The 2304-nt window shown below is 65.0% G+C and carries 1 protein-coding gene; it reads right to left on the minus strand.

Translation table 11 applies throughout. The annotated features are described in order from the left end of the window. Positions 1 to 139: 139 nt before the first annotated feature. The gene (locus CQ020_RS24640; protein WP_258142187.1) at positions 140 to 1744 is read right to left on the minus strand and encodes a transposase family protein; all 1605 of its coding nucleotides are present in this window, start codon (positions 1742 to 1744) and stop codon (positions 140 to 142) included. Positions 1745 to 2304: the final 560 nt, after the last annotated feature.

Here is a 2304-nt window from a genome sequence, read left to right on the forward strand (position 1 = left end):
TGGAACGACTCCGCCGACAATGCGAGTAGTGCCTCACGTGGTCGTTGCCCGCGAAGGTTGGACCGTGCCTCACGTGGTCGTTGCCCGCGAAGGTTGGACCGTGCCTCACGTGGTCGTTGCCCGCGAAAGTGGGTGGTGGTCAGCTGGCTGGGATGAGGATTCCGCGGTGGACGTCGGGCAGCCTTGAGGGGGAATCGGCCAAGTAGAGCTGTTCGGTCTTGTTCTTGGCGAGTCGGGCCAGTCGGTCTTGCAGGTCGTCGATCCGGCGGGCCAGTTCGGCGGGGTTGAGCGTGTCGCGGTAGGCAGTCAGCTCGGCTTCTTGTGCGGGGGCCATGACCCTCGCCGTCAGGAGCCGATCGAAGGGCGTGCGCGGTGGGTCGTACAGGCGGGTGCGGCGTCCGTTGCGGTCGCTGCCGTACCCGATCGGCTTCTTTGTAGGGGTCAGGTAGTTGAGCCGGTCATTGACCAGTGGCCACAACCGTGCCAAGACGGCGCGCTCCTCGGGGGTGTCGTAGCGGTAGTCGAAGGCGTACTTGCGCACCAGGTGGTTTTTCTTGGACTCGGCGGTGGCCTGGTCCTTCTTCTTGTATGGCCGGGACCGGGCGATGTAGATCAGGCGTTCGGCGGCCCAGTCGATCAAGGCATGGTTGAGGAATTCGCCGCCGTTGTCGAAATCGAGTCCTGTTACCGCACAAGGGATTGCATCCACCGCGGCCTGTAGCGAAGCCAGAATGTGGGTCGTGTGCGCGTTATTGCGGATGGTGTGGGTGAAGACCCAGCCGGTGTGCACATCGGTCAGGTTCACCGTGCGCGCGAACTCGCCCGTGAGCGTGGGCCCGCGGTGTGCGATGATCTCGCACTCGAAGAACCCCGGCTCGTCCTCGACCTCGTCCCATGCGCGGCGCGTGGCGATGCTTGAGCGTAGCGGCGGCGAGGGCTTGGTGGTCGAGTTCCCACCGATGGCGTCCTTGGCCTTGGCTGAGGCCAGGTAGCGGTCGATCGAGGCCGCGCTCATCGCCAGCAACTCGGTGCGCACCGCGCGACTGTAGCGATCGCTCCCGTGGGTCAGCTCACCGTGGCGCTCTAAGGCGTCCAAGTGGGCGCGCATGGAGACCGCCAGGTACTTGCCGCACTGCCCGCCAGAGGCGGCCCACACCTTCTGCAGAACCATACGCGCATCATAGGAGAACTTCGGTGCCCGCGGCTTGCGTACCGGCGTGGCCACCGCCCGACCCGGTCCCGGCGGCGTCTTGGATGCCGCGACGAGCCGCCGACGGGCGTTGTCCCGGGACCAGCCTGTGACCGAGACCACCTCATCGAGCATTCGGCCCCGGTCCTTCTTGCTCGCTGCCGCGTACGCCTTGGCGTACTTGTGCGTCACCTCGGCACGAGTGGCCGTCGACGACTCGTTTCCCATGCCCCCGCAGTATCCAGTAGTTTCGCGGGCCATCGTTTCGTGAGGCACCGAGGGCATACTGCGTGGGGTTACGCTGGTCGCCGACCCCGGCTCCAGCTCGATGCGAGCGTCGTCGACCCTTATCTTGGTTGCCTGGGTGTACTCGGTGACGTGTGTGGGTGCCCAGAACGCCACCCCGACGGCGAGGGGCGGGGGTGCTGACTCGCCACCTCCCATCGGCGTGCCTTCGTCGTGTTGCACCTCGAAGGTGCCGTTGTCGGGCGAACCCTGGGTGGAGACGAGGTCGCGTTTACGCATCTTCTCCTCGCTGCCCGCGATCACCTCCACCGCGGTCGTCCGCTCACCCGGCGCAGTTCTGTTGCGCCCGGGTCGAGCACATCGAACGTCACCGTACCGGTTGTCAGCTTTGCTGACTATCGGGTTATCACACATGTGGCAGCCTCCGGACAAGTGGATTCTTCAATTCGACAGCCGTTCACGATTCAGCACTGAGCGGCCGGTAAGGGCCGAGGGCCCTCGATTTGCATCGCAGCCTTCGGCCCCCCCAGATCACGCTGGATAACCACGCGACGTTTCACCCGTTGACCTGGCCATGATCAAGGTGGTGATAGGAACCTGTTGAACGGCAGCCGATCGAGTTGTTACGGTCATGGGCTTTCCTCTTGAGTGTCGGGTGATGCTGATGAGGTCGGTGGAGCAGGTGACGAGATGACGGCGAACCGCAGGCGACCTGTACGTCCTCGGTCGTCCTCACCTGCAACACCTCCAGGGGAGTGCCGGCACCGGGGTCGTTGGCCCGGTCCGGCCCGTTGCGTGGCGTTCATCCCGGCTCACCGTTCAGTCCAGCGCTCGTGATTCCGGTCAGGGCCGCCGACTCGTCGTTGTCG

Source organism: Arthrobacter sp. MYb23, assembly GCF_002979775.1.
Classification (GTDB): domain Bacteria; phylum Actinomycetota; class Actinomycetes; order Actinomycetales; family Micrococcaceae; genus Arthrobacter.